Source organism: Sphaerisporangium sp. NPDC004334, from assembly GCF_053602655.1.
In genome coordinates, this window is sequence record NZ_JBSGDZ010000085.1 from 1 (window position 1) to 1747 (window position 1747).

General features: G+C 69.7%; 2 protein-coding genes. Both read left to right on the plus strand.

Annotated features, from left to right (window positions below):
* Positions 1–527 (plus strand): cellulose binding domain-containing protein (locus ACWEN6_RS40855; protein ID WP_452577592.1); only part of this gene is annotated, 527 nt, incomplete at its 5' end.
* A gap of 33 nt (positions 528–560) precedes the next feature.
* On the plus strand, positions 561–1747 hold a 1187-nt coding region (locus ACWEN6_RS40860; RefSeq protein WP_452577594.1), incomplete at its 3' end, for a non-reducing end alpha-L-arabinofuranosidase family hydrolase.

Consider the following 1747-nt stretch of genomic DNA (forward strand, 5'->3'; position numbering starts at 1 on the left):
GCGACCAGGACTCCTGGCGCTCCAGTGACACCCCGCTGCTGTTCAGCGGCAGCAACAAGAAGCCGGCCTACGACGCCGTCCTCAACGCCCTGAACAACGCCACCCCCAACCCCACACCCACCCCGACGCCGACTCCGACCCCCACGCCGACCCCCACGCCGACTCCGACTCCGACGCCCACGCCGACCCCCACCCCGACGCCTACGCCGACCCCGACGCCGACCCCGGTTCCGGACGGATGCGCGGCGACGATCACGACGACCAACAGCTGGCCGGGTGGCTTCCAGTCGACGGTGACCGTCCAGGCGGGCAGCGCGGCGATCAGCGGATGGACCGTGCGGTGGACCTGGCCCGGCGGGCAGAGCATCAGCAGCCTGTGGAACGGCACCCAGAGCGTGTCCGGATCCAGCGTCACCGTGCGTAACGCCGCCTACAACGGCTCCGTCGCCGCCGGCGGCTCCACGACCTTCGGGTTCACCGCGAACGGTACCGCGGCCACCCCCACCGCCACCTGCACCAGCCCCTGACGGGGGCCGGACAAGATGATGAGGAGAATACAGATGCGTCTGCCCTGGCGAGCGCGATCACCGCGCCCCTCCGCCGCCACGACCGTGGCGCCGCCCCGGCGCGCCGCGCGCCGCGGCCTCATGATCGGCGCCATTCCGGTCCTGCTGGCCGGAGCCGGCCTGGTGGGCACCCAGCCCGCACAGGCGGCCGTCGCCTGCCGGGTCGACTACACCGTCAGCTCGAACTGGCCGGGCGGCTTCGGCGCCAGCGTCACCATCAACAACCTCGGTGACGCCGTCAACGGCTGGCGGCTGACCTGGTCCTTCGACGCCGGTCAGAGCATCACCCAGATCTGGAACGCCACCCAGACGCAGTCCGGCTCGTCGGTGACCGCCACCAACGTCTCCTACAACGCCGCCATCCCCTCCGGGGGCAGCGTCAACTTCGGCTTCAACGGCTCGGCGACCGGCAGCAACCCCAACCCCACGTCGTTCTCCCTGAACGGCGTGGCCTGCACCGGCACCCCCGGCACGCCCACGCCGACGCCGACGCCGACGGTCACCCCGACCCCGAACCCGACGCCGACGCCCACCCCGACGCCCACGCCCACTCCCACGCCGACCCCCACGCCCACACCGACGCCGACCGGCACGTGCAACCTGCCGTCGTCGTACCGCTGGACGTCGACCGGGGCGCTGGCACAGCCGAAGTCGGGCTGGGTCTCGCTGAAGGACTTCACCAACGTCGTCTACAACGGCAAGCACCTGGTCTACGCCACCACGCACGACAACGGGTCGAGCTGGGGCTCGATGGGCTTCAGCACCTTCACCAACTGGTCGGACATGGGCTCGGCGACCCAGACCAAGATGAACTCGGGCACGGTCGCGCCGACGCTGTTCTACTTCGCGCCCAAGAACATCTGGGTGCTGACCTACCAGTGGGGCGGGACCGCCTTCTCCTACCGCACCTCCAGCGACCCCACCAACCCCAACGGCTGGTCATCGCAGCAGACCCTGTCCACCGCGAGCATCTCCGGCTCGGGCACCGGGCCGATCGACCAGACGCTCATCGGTGACGGCCAGAACATGTACCTGTTCTTCGCCGGCGACAACGGCAAGATCTACCGCTCCAGCATGCCCATCGGCAACTTCCCGGGCAGCTTCGGCTCCAACTACACCCAGATCATGAGCGACTCGACCAACAACCTGTTCGAGGCGGTCGAGGTCTACAAGCTGCAGAA